The sequence below is a fragment of the Streptomyces sp. NPDC024555 genome, assembly GCF_055559335.1.
Genome location: NZ_JBVHKV010000036.1, coordinates 1 through 15,774, shown reverse-complemented (window position 1 = coordinate 15,774; position 15,774 = coordinate 1). Strand labels below are relative to the sequence as shown.

General features: G+C 73.3%; 13 protein-coding genes. 5 read left to right on the top strand and 8 right to left on the bottom strand.

All coding sequences use genetic code 11. The features are described 5' to 3' along the window. Positions 1–87: 87 nt before the first annotated feature. From araD to ACZ4FH_RS36200, 3 genes are read right to left on the bottom strand one after another with little or no spacing between them, the layout of a single operon-like run. The gene (gene araD, locus ACZ4FH_RS36210) at positions 88–1,815 is read right to left on the bottom strand and encodes an L-arabinonate dehydratase (protein WP_467310300.1); all 1,728 of its coding nucleotides are present in this window, start codon (positions 1,813–1,815) and stop codon (positions 88–90) included. Beyond that, positions 1,812–2,714: a dihydrodipicolinate synthase family protein gene (locus ACZ4FH_RS36205; protein ID WP_467310298.1), complete on the bottom strand. Its 903-nt coding sequence runs from the start codon at positions 2,712–2,714 to the stop codon at positions 1,812–1,814. Before ACZ4FH_RS36205 ends, araD begins: the two co-directional genes overlap by 4 nt. Before the next feature lie 29 nt (positions 2,715–2,743). Further along, the gene (locus tag ACZ4FH_RS36200) at positions 2,744–3,400 is read right to left on the bottom strand and encodes a GntR family transcriptional regulator (protein ID WP_467310296.1); all 657 of its coding nucleotides are present in this window, start codon (positions 3,398–3,400) and stop codon (positions 2,744–2,746) included. Between the two features lie 266 nt (positions 3,401–3,666). On the opposite strand from ACZ4FH_RS36200, the gene ACZ4FH_RS36195 reads away from it, so the two are divergent. Beyond that, positions 3,667–4,887 (top strand): MFS transporter, encoded by a 1,221-nt coding sequence (locus ACZ4FH_RS36195; protein WP_467310338.1) that lies wholly within the window; start codon positions 3,667–3,669, stop codon positions 4,885–4,887. On the opposite strand, the gene ACZ4FH_RS36190 is transcribed toward ACZ4FH_RS36195, so the two are convergent. Both ACZ4FH_RS36190 and ACZ4FH_RS36185 read right to left on the bottom strand, forming a co-directional pair. Further along, positions 4,870–6,048 carry a hypothetical protein gene (locus ACZ4FH_RS36190; RefSeq protein ID WP_467310294.1) on the bottom strand — a complete coding sequence of 393 codons (1,179 nt, stop codon included), beginning with the start codon at positions 6,046–6,048 and terminating at the stop codon, positions 4,870–4,872. The two genes, ACZ4FH_RS36195 and ACZ4FH_RS36190, sit on opposite strands and share 18 nt — an antisense overlap. Further along, positions 6,045–7,004 (bottom strand): 5-dehydro-4-deoxyglucarate dehydratase, encoded by a 960-nt coding sequence (locus ACZ4FH_RS36185; protein ID WP_467310292.1) that lies wholly within the window; start codon positions 7,002–7,004, stop codon positions 6,045–6,047. Before ACZ4FH_RS36185 ends, ACZ4FH_RS36190 begins: the two co-directional genes overlap by 4 nt. Positions 7,005–7,246: 242 nt before the next feature. On the opposite strand from ACZ4FH_RS36185, the gene ACZ4FH_RS36180 reads away from it, so the two are divergent. Then, positions 7,247–8,056, top strand: coding sequence for an NAD-dependent epimerase/dehydratase family protein (locus ACZ4FH_RS36180; RefSeq protein WP_467310290.1), 810 nt, complete (start codon positions 7,247–7,249; stop codon positions 8,054–8,056). A gap of 86 nt (positions 8,057–8,142) precedes the next feature. Then, the gene (locus ACZ4FH_RS36175; RefSeq protein WP_467310288.1) at positions 8,143–9,360 is read left to right on the top strand and encodes a TerD family protein; all 1,218 of its coding nucleotides are present in this window, start codon (positions 8,143–8,145) and stop codon (positions 9,358–9,360) included. A 67-nt stretch (positions 9,361–9,427) separates the two neighbouring features. Here the strand turns inward: ACZ4FH_RS36175 and ACZ4FH_RS36170 are convergent, their stop codons facing one another. Together ACZ4FH_RS36170 and ACZ4FH_RS36165 are read right to left on the bottom strand one after the other, a co-directional pair. Continuing rightward, a complete protein-coding gene (locus ACZ4FH_RS36170) occupies positions 9,428–10,897 on the bottom strand; it encodes an alkaline phosphatase PhoX (protein WP_467310286.1) in 1,470 nt (489 codons plus the stop codon). 179 nt (positions 10,898–11,076) lie between these two features. Then, positions 11,077–12,555, bottom strand: coding sequence for a hypothetical protein (locus ACZ4FH_RS36165; RefSeq protein ID WP_467310284.1), 1,479 nt, complete (start codon positions 12,553–12,555; stop codon positions 11,077–11,079). 249 nt (positions 12,556–12,804) lie between these two features. Here ACZ4FH_RS36165 and ACZ4FH_RS36160 point away from each other — a divergent pair, with 249 nt between their 5' ends. Beyond that, complete coding sequence (locus ACZ4FH_RS36160) at positions 12,805–13,929, top strand: lipid II:glycine glycyltransferase FemX (protein ID WP_467310282.1); 1,125 nt, start codon at positions 12,805–12,807, stop codon at positions 13,927–13,929. Positions 13,930–13,965: 36 nt separating this feature from the next. Here ACZ4FH_RS36160 and ACZ4FH_RS36155 read toward each other — a convergent pair whose 3' ends face one another. Then, complete coding sequence (locus tag ACZ4FH_RS36155; protein WP_467310281.1) at positions 13,966–14,781, bottom strand: DUF4232 domain-containing protein; 816 nt, start codon at positions 14,779–14,781, stop codon at positions 13,966–13,968. Between ACZ4FH_RS36155 and dapA the strand changes: the two genes are divergently transcribed. Then, positions 14,780–15,673 carry a 4-hydroxy-tetrahydrodipicolinate synthase gene (dapA, locus tag ACZ4FH_RS36150; RefSeq protein ID WP_467310279.1) on the top strand — a complete coding sequence of 298 codons (894 nt, stop codon included), beginning with the start codon at positions 14,780–14,782 and terminating at the stop codon, positions 15,671–15,673. The genes ACZ4FH_RS36155 and dapA overlap by 2 nt on opposite strands. The last annotated feature ends 101 nt before the right edge of the window (positions 15,674–15,774 follow it).

Below are 15,774 nucleotides of genomic sequence, written 5' to 3'. Positions count from 1 at the left end.
CGGGGTGATGCGTGTAGTGCGCAAGCGCTTGCCGCATGGTGTTCGGTATGCCGAACAGGGCGGGGCGCCCGAATTCCGTGGGGCCGTTCAGCCGGCGTACGGATCGGGGACTTCTCCCGGCCGGGCCAGGAAGGCGAAGTCGCAGCCGGTGTCGGCCTGGGTGATCTGGTCCTGGTACAGCGCCCCGTAGCCGCGCCCGTACCGGGCGGGCGGCGGGGTCCACGCGGCCCGGCGGCGGTCCAGTTCCTCCTCGGTCACGTCCAGGCTCAGCAGCCGCGCCCCGACGTCCAGGGTGATCGAGTCGCCAGTGCGGACGAGGGCGAGGGGGCCGCCGACGAAGGACTCGGGGGCGATGTGCAGCACGCAGGCGCCGTAACTGGTGCCGGACATCCGGGCGTCGGAGATCCGCACCATGTCCCGGACGCCCTGCTTCAGCAGGTAGTCGGGGATCGGCAGCATGCCGTACTCCGGCATCCCCGGACCGCCCTTGGGGCCGGCGTTGCGCAGGACCAGCACATGGTCCGGAGTCAGCGCCAGCGCCGGGTCGTTGATGGTCCGCTGCATCTCCCGGTAGTCGTCGAAGACGACCGCGGGACCGGTGTGGCGCAGCAGGTGCGGTTCGGCGGCGATGTGCTTGATGACGGCCCCGTCCGGGCAGAGGTTGCCGCGCAGCACCGCCACGCCGCCCTCCTCGGCCAGGGCGTCGGAGCGCTCCCGTATGACGTCGTCGTTGTGCACGAGCGCCCCGTCGAGCTGTTCGCGCAGGGTGTCGTGGGCGACGGTGGGCCGGTCCAGGTGCAGCACATCGGCGATCCGGGCCAGGAAGCCGGGCAGTCCGCCGGCGAAGTGGAAGTCCTCCATGAGGTACTTCCCGCCGGGGCGCAGATTGGCCAGCACCGGCACGGTGCGGGCGATGCGGTCGAAGTCGTCGAGGGTGAGCTTCACCCCGGAGCGGCCCGCCATGGCGATCAGATGGATGACCGCGTTGGTGGAGCCGCCGAGCGCGAGGACGGTGGCGACGGCGTCCTCGTACGCCTCCGCCGTGAGGATCCGCGACAGCTTCCGCTGCTCCCACACCAGGTCGACGATCCGCAGTCCGGACGCGGCGGCCATCCGGTCGTGGCCGGAGTCCACGGCCGGGATGGACGAGGCGCCGGGGACGGTGACGCCCAGCGCCTCGGCGGCGGCGGTCAGCGTGGACGCGGTGCCCATCGTCATGCAGTGGCCGGGCGACCGGGCGAGGCCGTTCTCCAGTTCGCCCATCTCGCAGTCGCCGATGAGTCCGGCCCGCTTGTCGTCCCAGTACTTCCACATGTCGGTGCCCGAGCCCAGCACCTCGTTGCGCCAGTGGCCCGGCAGCATCGGACCGGCCGGCACGAAGACGGCCGGCAGGTCGACGGAGGCGGCGCCCATCAGCAGCGCCGGGGTCGACTTGTCGCAGCCGCCCAGCAGCACCGCCCCGTCCACCGGGTAGGAGCGCAGCAGTTCCTCGGTCTCCATCGCCAGCATGTTGCGGTAGAGCATCGGGGTCGGCTTCTGGAACGTCTCCGAGAGCGTGGAGACGGGGAACTCCAGCGGGAAGCCGCCCGCCTGCCAGACCCCGCGCTTGACCGCCTGGGCCCGGTCGCGCAGATGGACGTGGCAGGGGTTGATGTCGGACCAGGTGTTGAGGATCGCGACGACCGGCTTGCCCAGGTGCTCCTCGGGGAGGTAGCCGAGCTGGCGGGTGCGGGCGCGGTGGCTGAACGAGCGCAGCCCGTCCGTGCCGTACCACTGGTGGCTGCGCAGCTCCTCGGGGGCGATGCGGGCGGTCATATGGACCACCCGGCGATCTCGTCGGCGACCTCGGCGCGCTGGGCCTCGGGCAGCACCCGGCTGGGCGGGCGCACCGCGCGGTCGCACAGTCCGAGCGAGGCCAGGGCCTCCTTGACGACAGTCACGTTGTTGGCGGACTGCCGGTCGGCGCGCAGCTCCTCGAAGCGGCGGATGCGCTCCCACACCTTCATCGCGGCCGCGTGGTCGCCGGCCCGCAGCGCCTCCAGCATCGCCAGGGAGACGCCGGGCGCCACGTTGACGAGGCCGGAGGTGAAGCCGGTGGCGCCGGCCGAGAAGTACGAGGGCGCGTACAGCTCGGCGAGGCCGGCCACCCAGACGAACCGTTCCAGTCCCGCGTCCCGGGCGAAGGCGGCGAAGCGCGCGGCGTCCGGGACGGCGTACTTGACGCCCACGACATTGGGGCAGCTGTCGGCGAGCACCGCCAGACAGGAGCCGTCGAGCTGCGGGTTGCGGATGTAGGGGACGACCCCGAGTCCGGGGACCGCCTCGGCGATCGCCCGGTGGTAGTCGATCCAGCCGTCCTGCGAGACGTACGGGTGGACGGGCTGGTGCACCATCACCATCGCCGCGCCGGCGTCCCGGGCGTGCTCGGCGGCGGCGACCGCGGTCGGCACGTCGTGCCCCACCCCGACCAGGATCGTGGCGCGGTCCCCGGCCTCGTCGATGGTCAGCTCGGTGACGGTGCGCCGCTCCTCGGGGGTGAGGGCGTAGAACTCCCCGGTGTTGCCGTTCGGGGTGAGGATGCGCACGCCGCCGTCGAGGAGCCTGCGCAGCAGGGCGCGGTGCCGGTCCGTGTCGATGGTGCCGTCCTCGGCGAACGGGGTCACCGGGATCGCCACGACATCTGCGAGGGCCGCCTTCAGCGGGGTGAGGTCCATGCGGACAGGCCTTTCGTCGGTGTGCCGGTTCACGCCGCGTCACCCCCGTCTTCGTCGTCGGGGAACGCGCGGCGGACGAACGACGCGATGTGGTCGTGCAGAGCCCGGACCGCCGCGTCCGCGTCGGCGGCCAGCGCGAGCCGCAGGATCTCCCGGTGCTCGGCCGCCTCCCGCTCCCAGGACGGGTTGGCCGACCAGGCCACGGTCGACACCAGGGCGGCCTGGTCGCGGACCTCGTCCAGCATCCGGGCCAGCAGCGGATTGCCGCAGGGCAGGTAGAGCGCCCGGTGGAAGTCCCGGTTGGCCAGCGAGCGGTCGGCCTGGTCACCCGAGGAGTCGGCCCGCTCCAGCGCCTCCTGGGCCTCGTCGAGCGAGGCCCTGCGGGTGATGGAGCGGCGCAGCGCCTCCGGTTCGAGGAGCAGCCGTACGTCGTACACCTCGCGGGCCATGGTCGCGTCCACGAGGCGTACGGTCGCGCCCTTGTACTGGCTCATGACGACGAGTCCGGTGCCGGCGAGCGTCTTGAGCGCCTCGCGGACGGGGGTCTTCGACACCCCGAACCGCGCGGCGAGTTCGGTCTCGACGAGCGCCTGCCCTGGTCTCAGCTGCGCCGTGAGGATCGCGTGCTTGATCGCCTCCAGCACGTACTGGGTGCGGGACGGAATCGGGGTGGGCGCAAAGGTCATGGGTGAAGGGCTCTCGCATCTCGCGTATCGCGTCTCATATATGACGTACGAAGTACGACGCGATGAAGCTAGAGGCGCCGGGAATGTTTCGTCAACGCTTCTCGCAGAAGAACTTCGCGGAACGCGGCAACTGCCCTATCCGGCCCCCGGACCCGCACCCGGCCGCCCCGGCCGGCTAGGGCATCCGCCCGATGCCCGCCCCGGGCCTCAGCCCGCAGCCTGACTGCGTAACGGACGTGCAGGTCAGGGAGGTTCGGGTGGGTACGGTGGCGGAGTCGGCGGCACGGCGGGTCCTGGGGGACCGGACGGCCGCGCTGTTCCTGACGGCGATCGTCGTCTCCGGATTCGGCAGCTCGGCGATGACGCTGGCGGCCGGGGTCTGGGTCAAGTCGCTGACGGGTTCGAGCAGTCTGGCGGCGCTCGCCCTCTTCGCGGTCTGGCTGCCGGTCCTCTTCGGGCCCCCGCTCGGCGCGCTCGCCGACCGGCTGCCCCGCAAGGCCCTGCTCGTCGGGTCGAACCTGGTCATGGCCGTGCTGCTGACCACCCTGACCGCCGTGGACTCGGCCGGGTGGATCTGGCTGCTGTTCGCGGTCCTCGTGGTGTACGGCACGAGCTTCGTGCTCACGGACGCGGCCGAATCGGCCCTGGTCGCCCAGGCCGTGGAGAGCCGGCTGCTCGGCGACTTCAACGGGCTGCGGATGACCGCCAACGAGGGCATGAAACTGATCGCGCCGCTGACCGGCGCCGCGCTCTACGCCCGCTACGGGGGCGGCGCGGTGGCCCTCCTGGACGCCGCGTCCTTCGCGCTGGCCGCCGGGCTGTACGCCCTGCTCAGGACCCGCGGAAGGGCCGAGGAGGCCCGTACGGACCGGCGCGGCGGCTGGGCGGCCGGCCTGCGCCACATCCGGGAGTCGCCGAGCCTGCGTCCGCTGGTCCTCGCCGCGGGGGCCACGATGCTCTGCGCCGGTCTCAACGGGGCCACCCTGTACGCCGTCCTGGACCGCACCCTGGACCGCTCCCCCTCGTACGCCGGGGTGCTCTCCGTAGCCCAGGGCGCCGGTTCCGTCGCGATCGGGCTGCTCGCCGGACCGCTCATGCGCCGGATGCGGGAACGGGTCTTCGCGGCGGCGGGCATCGCCGTGTTCGGGGTGGCGGTGGTGGCGCGCGCGGTCCCGGACGACACGGTGGCCCTGGTCGCCTGCGGGCTCGTCGGGACGGGGCTGCCCTGCGTCCTGATCGCCGCGATGACGGCCGTCCAGCGGGAGACCCCGGACGCGCTCCTCGGCCGGACGTCCGCCACCGCCGGCACCCTGATGATGGCCCCGAACGCCGCCGCGCTGGCCCTCGGGGCGGGGCTGGTCGCCGTGACGGACCTCCCGGTCCTGCTGTCCCTGATCGGCGCGGCGGCCCTGCTGACCGCCGCGCTGCTGGTCACGGGCCGGCGGGACCGCGCCGCCGCCGGCCCGCCGTCAGCCGCCGAGGTGTGACAGCGCCGCGCGCACGGCCTCCAGATCACGGTCCGGGGCCAGGCCCGCGTGGTACAGGCGCAGTTGGTTCGCGCCGAGCGAGACGGCGTGCGCCGCGTCGCGCTCCAGGGTGTCCGGGCTGCCGCCCATCCCCCCGACCACGGTGAAGTTGGCCGCGACGACGCCCTCCCGGCCGGCGAACGGGCCGATCACCGCCTCGCGGGCGGCGTCCCCGCCCGTGCAGGGCAGCACCACGCCGTCGGCCACGGACAGGATGTGCCCGGCGTCCACCCCGGCGTTGGCACCACAGCGGTACGGGGCGGGGTCCGCGTGCAGCAGCACCTGGAAGTCCGGCGCGGCGGCGGCCCGCACCGCGGCGACCACCGACTCCTGGAGCCCCCGGGCCACCTCGGTGCGGAAGGCGAGCGTGGCGGCCGCGAGATCCGCGCCGAGCAGCTTCTCCACCGCGTCCCAGCCGGCCCCCGGGTCGGCCCCGCCGGCCCAGACCGGCTCCAGCGCCCGGCGCACGGCACGGGCCGCCTCCCCGGCGTCCAGCCCCCGCGCGCCGTACCCGTCCCGGCAGACGGAGCAGAAGCACAGCGACATCAGGTACTGGGCCGCGTCGCCGAGTCCGACGCCGGCGACCTTGTCGTGCGCGTGCAGATGGGCGAAGCCGTACCAGCCGCAGGACTCCAGCTCGGTGCCCCGCGCCCCGGCGCGCGGGGCCGCCTCAGCGGCCAGCTCCACCAGATACGCCCGCACCTCGGGCCGGGCGACGCACGGCGCCCACGGATAGCGGTCGCCGTAGGCGTTCACCACGGAGGTGTCCGGATGTTCGGCGCCCAACCGCGAGTTGTGCGCGAGCACCACCCAGCTGTGCACGTCCAGACCGGCCCCGGCCAGTGCCTCGGCGGCCTCCGCGTAGGCGTCCTGCGACGCCACCCACGACGAGGTGTACGGGCGCAGCGCCCGCCCCGCCCAGCGCGCCGGATCCGGCGGGTAGAGCACCGCCGCGTGCTCGGCGGTGACGATGCGGTGGTCCGGGTGACGCGGGGTCAGCGCCCGGGTGGAGTGGTAGGCGGAGGCCAGCGTCACCTGCTGGACGCCCAGCTCAGCGATCCGGGCGGCGGCGCCCGGGTCCCCGACGACGTCCCAGGGGTAGAGGAAGGCCGACGCCCTCATCCGCGCGCCTCCGCTTCCCCGCCGTCCAGCAGGGCCCGGCCTGCCGCGATGATCTCCGTCAGCTCCTTGAGGTGCGCGGCCGGCGGCTCGGTGAGGGGGCTGCGGACCTCCCCGACGTCCAGGCCCTGGAGCCGGACGGCGGCCTTGACCAGCGAGACGGCGTACCCGCGGCCCTTGGCCCGCAGTTCGACGAGCGGGCGGTAGAAGGTGTCGAGCAGGGCGTTGACACGGTCGTCGTCACCGGACTCCAGCGCCCGGTAGAAGGCCAGCGCGATGTCGGGAGCGAAGGCGAAGACCGCCGAGGAGTAGAGCGTGACGCCGATGCCCCGGTAGGCGAGACCGGTCAGTTCGGCGGTCGGCAGCCCGTTGAAGTACAGGAAGTCCCCGTCCGGGAGTCCGGTGCGCACGGCGCTGACGATCCGCTGCATCAGGTCCAGGTCGCCGTAGCCGTCCTTCAGCCCGATGATGCCGGGGGTCCGGGCGAGGGCGACGACGGTCTCGGGCGTGAACACGGCGTTGTCGCGCTGGTAGACGATCGTCTCCAGGCCGGTCGCCCCGGCGAGCGCCGTGTAGTGGGCGAGCAGTCCCCGTTGGTCGGCGACGACCAGGTACGGCGGCATGGCGAGCAGCCCGTCGGCACCGGCCTCCTCGGCGAGCCGCGCGAACTGCACGGCCAGCGCGGTGCCGTAGCCGGCGCCGGCGACGACGGGGACCTCGCCCGCGGTCTCCTCGACGGCGGCGGCGACCAGGAGGCGGAACTCCTCCGGGGTCAGGGCGTGGAACTCCCCCGTGCCGCAGCAGGCGAAGACGGCCGCCGCGCCGGCGTCCACACCGGCGCGCACATGCGCGCGGAAGGCTTCGAGATCGACGGAACCGTCCGGTCCGTACGCGGTGACGGGGAAGAAGAGGGGCCCGGCGACGGCGGTGAGCCGGGCGGCGAGAGGGGCTGAGGTCACGGGGCGCTCCCTGAGCGGCTTCAGGCGTGCACGTTTCTGATTAGCGTCCATATTCATGAACGCCTTCACGCTAGAGCAGAGGGTCGGCGGGGTCAAGGCGGATACCAACCGCCCAACGGTCGAGGTACGCGCCGCGAACCCCCCTTGACGCCGACCCTCACCGCTCCCTAATTTGTCCACGCATGTGAACCCCATCCAAGGACCCGGCGAGCCAAGCCGCCCCCGTACCGAGGAGCCCCCGTATGCCCGCCCCCCGCACCGTCCTGCTCACCGGCGCCGCCGGCGGCCTAGGCACCCTGATGCGGGACCTGCTGCCCGCCCACGGCTACACGCTCCGGCTGCTCGACATGATGCCGATCGAGGGCGAACCGGACGCGATCACCGCCGACCTCGCGGACAAGGAGGCACTGCGCGAGGCCGTACGGGGCGTCGACGCGATCATCCACCTTGCGGGCATCTCCCTGGAAGCCTCGTTCGACAAGATCCTCCGGGCGAACATCGAGGGCACGTACAACCTGTACGAGGCCGCGCTCGCCGAGGGCGTGCGGAGGATCGTCTTCGCCTCCTCCAACCACGCCGTCGGCTTCACGCCCCGGCCGCTTCCGGGCGACCCGCTGATCCCGATCGGGACCCCGCGCCGCCCGGACACCTTCTACGGACTGTCCAAGTCGTTCGGGGAGGACCTGGCGCAGCTCTACTGGGACCGGCACGGACTGGAGACCGTCTCGGTGCGCATCGGGTCCTGCTTCCCGGAGCCGACCTCGGTGCGGATGCTGTCGGTGTGGATGAGCCCCGGCGACGGGGCCCGGCTCTTCGACGCCGCGCTCACCGCCGAGAACGTGGGGCACACCGTGGTCCACGGCTCGTCGGACAACACCCGGCTGTGGTGGGACCTGACGTCGGCCCGGTCGCTGGGGTACGCGCCGAGGGACGATTCCGAGGAGTTCGCGGAGAAGCTGATCGCCGAGCAGGGCGAACTGGACCCGGACAATCCGGATCACGCCCACCTCGGCGGGCACTTCTGCACCCATCCGCCGGTCTGGCCGTACTGAACGGCCGCCGCGACCGCTGCCTCCGTCCGGGCGAAGGAGCCGGAAGGTAAGGGAACGGCAAAGCCGGGTCGTTCGTTACGTCGGACATGACCGCAATGACACCTGGCTCGAACCTCCCTCTCCCCGCCGTCCGCGTGGCGGTGGACGTCGCCGCCCCCGTGCGGCTCGACGTCTCGGGCCTGCTGCTCACCGCCGACGGCAAGGTGCGCTCCGACGACGACTTCATCTTCTACAACCAGCCGGCCGGTGCGGGCGTGACGTACCGCTCCGGCGGCGGCACCGCGCCGGACGCGATCGTGGTGGACACCGCCGCGGTGCCGCCCGCCATCGAGAAGATCGTCGTCACGGCGAGCCCGGACGGGGCGGGCCAGACCTTCCAGGGCATCGAGCCGACCGCGACCGTGCGCAACGCGGACGACGGCAGCCCGCTGGCCACGTTCACCCCGCCCCGGCTGGGCGCGGAGACGGCGCTGGTCGTCATGGAGGTCTACCGGCGCGGCGGCGCCTGGAAGGTCCGGGCGGTGGGCCAGGGCTACGCCGACGGGCTGGCCGGGATCGCCACGGACTTCGGGGTCTCGGTGGAGGAGGAGCCCGCGGCGGCGCCCGCCCCGGTCGCACCCCCGGTGCCGGCGCCCGCCCCGGTGGACCCGAGGATCGCCGCCCCGCCGGTTCCGCAGGCACCGCCCGCCGCCCCGCCCGCTCCCCCGGCCCCGGCCGCCGCCCCCGGGCGGATCAATCTGGACAAGGGCCGGGTCGATCTGCGGAAGAACGAGACGGTGTCCCTGGTCAAGGGCGGCCGTCCGCTGCTCTCCCAGGTCAAGATGGGGCTCGGCTGGGAGCCCGCGTTCCGGGGCAAGGACATCGACCTCGACGCCTCGGTGATCGCCTACGGCCCCAACCGCAACCACCTGGACAGCTGCTACTTCGGCAAGCTCACCATTCTGGGCGGGGCGATCAAGCACTCCGGGGACAACCTCACGGGCGAGGGCGCGGGGGACGACGAGGTGATCGTCGTCGATCTGGGCCGGATCCCCCCGGAGGCGACGGGGCTGGTGTTCACGGTCAACTCGTTCACCGGCCAGAAGTTCACCGAGGTCGCCAAGGCGTACTGCCGGCTGCTCGACGCGGCCACCGGCGAGGAGCTGGTCCGCTTCGACCTGACCAACGCCGAGCCGCAGACCGGCGTGATGATGGCCAAGCTGATCCGGCAGTATTCGGGCGAGTGGGAGATGACGGCCATGGGCGAGTTCGTGAAGTCGCGGACGGTGCGCGGCATGGTGAAGCCGGCCGCCCAGTCCCTGTAGGGACGCGCGTGGTCCGCGGGCGCCCGGCCCCGCCCGCCGCCGGGGCGCCCGCGGACCGCGCGGGGTCCTACTTGTTGTGCTGGCGCTTCCAGGGCCCCGTGATGGCCACCATGATGCCGGGGGTCTGGATGTTGGCGAACAGCGTCCTGCCGTCGGGCGAGAAGGTGACGCCGGTGAACTCGCTGTACTCCGGGTCGTCCGCCGAGCCGATGTTCAGCTCGTTGCGGGCGATCGGGTAGGTGCGGCCGCTCTCGGTCGCCCCGAAGAGGTGCTGGACGCCCTCGCCGTCCTCGGCGATGACGAGCCCGCCGTAGGGCGAGACCGTGATGTTGTCCGGTCCGTCGAAGGCGCCGTCCTTGGACGGGTCGGCGTTGACGCCGAGGAGCACCTTCAGGGTGAGGGTGCGCCGCTTCGGGTCGTAGAACCAGACCTGTCCGTCGTGCTGCACGGGGCTCTCGGCGCGGGCGAACGAGGAGACGATGTACGTGCCGCCGTCACCCCACCACATGCCTTCGAGCTTGCGGGCGCGGGTGATCTCCTTGTCGCCGAACTGCTTGCGCGTGGAGACGGTCCTGGCGTCGCGGTCGGGCACGTCGACCCAGTCCACGCCGTACACGGTGCCGATCGCCGTGGCGCGGGAGAGGTCGTCGACGAACCGGCCGCCCTTGTCGAAGCACTTGAAGGCCTGGAGGACACCGGCGTCGTCGGCGAGGGTGCGGAGCTTGCCGCGGCCGTGCTTGAAGCCGTGCGGCGGGACCCAGCGGTAGAGCAGTCCGTTGGGGCCGGAGGCGTCCTCGGTCAGGTAGGCGTGGCCCTGCTTGGGGTCGATGACGACGGCCTCGTGCGCGTACCGGCCGAACGCCTTGATCGGGCGCGGGTCGCGGTTGGCGCGCTTGTCGTAGGGGTCGACCTCGAAGACGTAGCCGTGGTCCTTGAGCAGGCCGTTCTTGCCGGCCTTGTCCTCGGTCTCCTCGCAGGTGAGCCAGGTGCCCCACGGGGTGGCGCCACCGGCGCAGTTGGTGGACGTGCCGGCGATGCCGACCCATTCGGCGGTGCGGCCGTCGCGGCGGGTCTCCACGACGGTGCAGCCGCCGGCGGCTATCGGGTCGTAGACCAGGCCGTCGGTGAGCGGGACCGGGTGGTCCCAGCCGGCCCGGGTGCCGCTCAGCTCGTGGTTGTTGACGAGCAGGGTCACGCCGCGCGCGCCCTCGAAGGCGGCCGTGCCGTCGTGGTTGGAGGGGGTGTACTCGCCGCTCTCCAGCTTGGTGACGCCGCAGTGGGTGATGACCTTGTAGGAGAAGCCGGCGGGCAGCGCGAGCAGGCCCTTGGGGTCGGGGAGCAGCGGGCCGTAGCCCGGCTCGCGGTCGTGACCGTGGCCGTGCCCGTGCTCGTCGTGACCGTGTCCGTGGCCGTGCTTCGAGTCCTCGGCGGCGAGGGCGCCGGGTGCGGTGGCCAGGGCGGAGACGGTTCCGGTGAGGGCGATACCGGCGCCGGTGAGGGCGGACTGTCTGGTGAATTCCCTGCGCGTGAAGGCCATCACGTACTCCTGGTGCTGCTGGGGCGGGTTGTTGGCCCGATCACGGTCCCGTCCCCGCCCCAACACCAGTTGAACTGCGGACGACTTCGAGGGAAGCCCTTCCGTGAACATCCCCGGTTCCGCACCCGGCCCCGGGCCGGAGGCCCCGGCCGGTCTCCCCGGTCGGGGCCCTGGCGTGCTCAGCCGGCCGAGCCGCTCCGGGAGCGGGCCTTGAACGCGGCCTTGCGGGCGTCCTTGGCCTGCTTCTTGTCGCTGTGCAGGCGCCCCACGGCCTCCAGGACGTCGGCGGTCGCCGGGTGGTCCACCCGCCAGGCCTCGTCGAAGAAGCCGCTGTGCTGGCCGGAGAGCCCCTCGACGAGGCCCTGGAGTTCGTCGAGGTCGCCGTCGGCCTCCAGCTGGGCGGCGATCGTGTCGATGGCCAGCCAGAAGATCATGGTCTCGGAGGGGGCGGGGACGTCCTTCGCCCCCCGTTCGGCGAGCCAGACGCGGGCGAGGCCGCCCAGTTCCGGATCGCCCAGCACCCCGCGTACGGCGTCCTCGGCCTCCGCGCCGACCAGGGCGAGGGCCTGCTGGCAGTGGAGCCGGCGCAGCGGGGCCTCGGGGTCGTTGCCGCGGGCGGCCTCCAGGAGTCCGGCGGCGGCGCCTTCGGCTCCGTGCCGGGCGAGCCAGAGTTCGATCTCGCCCCGGGCGGCGGCCTCGGGGTACCGGGCGATCCCGGCGAGCAGGGCGTCGGCGCCCTTGTCCGCGAGGTCGCCGATGGCCGGGGCGTCCACTCCGGCCTCCAGCATCCGGGCCCGGATGCCGTAGACGCCGAGCGGGGTGAGCCGGACCATGCCGTAGCGGGAGACGTCCTCGTCGTCGGCGGGCGGGGCGTCCCCCTCGCTCTCCTCGACGAGCAGGGCCTCGTCCACCGGCCGGTACTCGACGATGCCGATCGGTTCGAGGACCCGGAACTGGTCGTCCAGGCGCATCATCGCGTCCGACACCTGTTCAAGGACGTCGTCCGTGGGCTCGCCCATGTCGTCGGGCACGATCATCGAGGCGGCGAGCGCGGGCAGCGGGACGGGGGCGTCGCCCGCGCCCTCGCCGACGGTGAGGAGGTAGAGGTTGCCGAGCACCCCGTCGAGGAACTCGGCCTCGCTCTCCGGGTCCCAGTCCAGGGCCTCGAAGTCGATGGAGCCGTCCTCGCCGACGAGGTCGGTGAGGTCGTCGAAGACCGGGGCGGTGGCGTCGGCGTGGGCGGCCTCCAGGCCGTCGAGCCAGATGGACAGGACGTCCTGGGGCGAACCGCCGGTCAGCAGCGCCAGGTTCTCGCCCGCGGTGACGGTCCCTTCCGCCTGCGCGTCGAAGCCGTCCTCGTCCCGGTCCGCGTCGGGCGACGGGTCCTCGACCTCGACGAGGCCGGTGTCGACCGCGAGCCGCCAGGCCTCGCTGGCCTCGGCCGCGCCGTCCTCGTCCGCCGCGAGGCCGAGGTGCTCGGCCGCCGCGGGCAGTTGCGCGTCGACGAGTTCGCCGCCGGCGCCGACCCTCGTCCCGGGACCGGCCCAGCGGGCGAGCCGGGCGGCGCGGGCGAGCAGCGGCGCGGCGAGCGCGTCCCGTGCCAGCTCGGCCTCGGTGTGCAGCCGTACCGGCGGCAGGGTGGGGCGCTCTGCGGACATCAGGGGGGTCTCCTCGGAACGTGCGGGACGTACGCGTCACCGGGCCGCGGCCCGGTCGCGTACGGGGTCGGGCGGCCCCCCAGCGTAGACGCAATTCGCCCCTCGCCGCCCGGCACCCGGAGGAGAAGGCGGTGGTGCGCGCAACCGGCGGACCCCTGCGGTGCGTCCGCGCTCTCATCCGGGTGTGCCGAACCAGACTGGGACCACCGGCGGACCGGCCGGCCGGCCGGACGAGGAACGGAGCACCGTATGACGCTGAGGGTCGGGGAGATCACGCGCGAACAGCATCTGGCGTTCGTCGCCGGACAGGGTTCGGCCAGCCATATGCAGGTCCCGTCGTGGGGCGGGGTGAAGCCGGACTGGCGGGCGGAGAGCATCGGCTGGACCGGTCCCGACGGAAGGATCGTGGGGGCGGGGCTGGTGCTGTACCGCCCGGTCCCCCGGCTGAAACGCTGTCTGGCGTATCTGCCGGAGGGGCCGGTCGTCCCGTGGCACGAGGGCGGGTTGGGCCGGTGGCTGGAGCCGCTGGTGGCGCATGCCAGGACGCGGGGCGCGTTCACGGTCCGGATGGGCCCGCCGGTGATCGGGCGGCGCTGGGAGGCGCGGACGGTCAAGGAGGCGATCGCGGATCCGGCGGCGGTGCGGCTGCGGGACGTGCCGGCGGACACGACGGACCCGCGCGCCGCCGAGGTCGAGAGGCAACTGCGCGCTCTGGGCTGGCGGCCCGTGTCGGACGGCGGCGACGGCTCGGGGTTCAGCGCCGGGCAGCCGCGGTACGTGTTCCAGGTGCCGTTGGCCGGCCGCTCGCTGGACGAGGTCCGCGAGGGGCTGAACCAGCAGTGGCGACGGAACATCAAGAAGGCCGAGAAGGCGGGTGTGAAGGTCGTCGAGGGGGATTCCGAGGATCTTCCGGTCTTCTACGAGCTGTACCGCGAGACCGCCGAGCGCGACCGCTTCATCCCCCGTCCGCTCGCGTACTTCGAGCGCATGTGGACGGAGCTGCGCGCCGAGGACCCCGGCCGGATGCGGCTGTACCTCGCCCATCACGACGGGGAGGTGCTGTCCGCGGCGACGATGCTGACGGTCGGCTCCCACGTCTGGTACTCCTACGGCGCGTCCACCGCCCGCCGCCGCGAGGTGCAGCCCAGCAACGCGGTCCAGTGGCGGATGATGAGCGACGCGCACGAGCGGGGCGCCGCCGTCTACGATCTGCGCGGCATCACCGACACCCTGGACGAGGGCAGCCATCTGGTGGGCCTGCTCCGCTTCAAGGCGGGAACGGGCGGGGAGGCCGCCGAGTACGTCGGCGAGTGGGACTTCCCGGTGAACAGGGTGCTGCACAGGGCGTTCGGGCTGTACATGGCCAGGCGCTGAGCGCCCGGCGGACCGCGTGCACCCGCCTCCTGACGGTCAGCCGGCGATCTTCGTGCGCCAGCCCGTCATGTTGAACTCGTCGAGGAGCCGTACGTCGCTGCCCTCCAGCGGGAAGGTCCGGGCTTCCAGGCCGGGGGCCGGGGCGATCTCCAGGGCGTCGCCCTCGATCAGGTCGCCGCCCGTCGGGGTGGAGACCCAGACGAGCAGGGAGCGCATGGTCTTCCCGGGCGCGAGCATGACCGACTCGGGGCCCTTGTCCGGTCCGAAGTACGAGCCGCCGGGGTTCACCTTGACGGGGAGCGGGTCGCCGTTCTCGTCGAGGGCCTGGACGGAGGGGTAGCCGTCGACGCGCCGGGGCTCGCTGCCGCAGTTGGTCAGGGTGAGGCCGACGGCGCGGTGCATCATGGCGGCCTCGACGGGGCCCATGGTGACGACGAGGCCCGAGGACGGGCAGCCGGTGGCGGTGGGCGTGGGCGTGGGGGCGGGCGGGGTGGGGGCTCCCGGACGGGGCGCCCCGGGTGTCGCCACGTCGATCGGGCTCGGGGGTGTCGCGCGCACCGCCCCGGAGGAGGTGGGCGAGGGACTGGGGCCGGGCTCGCCCTCGCCGGCCGGGACGAGGAATCCGGCGCACCCGGAGAGTCCCAGCATTCCGGTGAGCGCCAGCGCCGCCGCCGCCCCGCGCCTACCCGTGTCCGCCGCCGTCCGCATCCCCACGCACCCGCCCCTGGTCGCCCCGCCCCGCGTCTGCGGCCGATCATGCCAGAACAGCGCGATAGTTGAGTTCTGCTTCACCTTCATCCAGAGCAGATCTAAGTAGACCTTCATGGTCGATGGGCCCGAGACTGCGGACATGACACCGCACGACGTTTCCCGCCCCCGCCCCTTCGGCCGCGCCCTGTGCGCCATGGTCACGCCCTTCACCGCCGACGGGGCCCTGGACCCGGACGCCGCCGCCGCGCACGCGTCCCGTCTGGTCGCCGCCGGCTGCGACGGGCTGGTGCTCAACGGCACCACCGGGGAGTCCCCGACCACCTCCGACACCGAGAAGACCGCACTGCTGCGCGCGGTCCGGGAGGCGGTGGGGCCGGGGGTGCCGCTGATCGCGGGCATCGGCACCGCGGACACCCGGCACACCGTGGCGCAGGCCCGCGCGGCCGAACAGGCCGGTGCCGACGGGCTGCTGGTCGTCACCCCGTACTACAGCCGGCCCCCGCAGGCCGCCGTCGAGGCGCACTTCCGGCGGGTCGCCGACGCGAGCGGACTGCCCGTGATGCTGTACGACATCCCCGGCCGCACCGGCACCCGGATCGAGCCGGAGACGATGCTGCGGCTCGCGGAGCATCCGCGCGTGGTCGCGGTGAAGGACTGCGCGATGGATCTGCTCGGCAGCACGAAGGTGATCGCGGCGACCTCGCTCGCGTACTACTCGGGGTGCGAGGAGTGGAACCTGCCGCTGTACGCGGTGGGCGGGGCCGGATTTGTGAGCACCGTGGCCAATGTGGCGCCCGGTGCGCTGCGGGCCGTCCTGGACGCCTTCGACGCCGGGGACACGGCCGGGGCGGCGCGGCTCAACGCGCGGCTGACGCCGCTCACGGAACTGATGATGGCCTCGGGCCTGCCCGGCACGGTCACGGCCAAGGCGCTGCTGGACGCGGGGCCGGTCCGCGAACCGCTGCAGCCCGCCGGGCACGAGGCGTCCGACGGGCTGCGCGGGGCGTACGAGCGGCTGCTGGCCGTCGGCTAGGTCCTGTCGTCACACTGCCGCCTGCCCCGCGGGGCCATGCACGCGCTCTCGCCGCACCGGGCACAGGCCCGAGTACGTCCAGTACGAGGACCCGCACCCGG